At 50.8% G+C, this 240-nt stretch carries 1 pseudogene; it reads left to right on the top strand.

The window, feature by feature from the left end:
• Positions 1-240: pseudogene (locus VCHENC03_RS27770) on the top strand (hypothetical protein); the annotation flags it as partial.

Raw genomic sequence — 240 nt, 5'->3', positions numbered from 1 at the left:
ACACGCTTCGAAAGCACCGATACATTGACCATCAAAGCGGTCGATACGGACAATAAAGAGGTCACGAAAACCACGACAGTGACTGCATTGGGTAAATGGAACGCGACGTTAGACGTCTCTGGTCTTAAAGACGGCACCATTACGGTAACGGTGAACGGTACTAACGACTTGGAGGCACCAGCAAAAGAAGCGGGGACGACATTTACGTTGACGCAAACCAAGCCAACGGTGGACGACGGT

Origin of the sequence: Vibrio sp. HENC-03, assembly GCF_000305755.2 — a bacterium.
In the GTDB taxonomy this organism is placed as follows: Bacteria; Pseudomonadota; Gammaproteobacteria; order Enterobacterales; family Vibrionaceae; genus Vibrio; species Vibrio owensii.
This window is presented reverse-complemented; position numbering and strand designations above follow the sequence as displayed.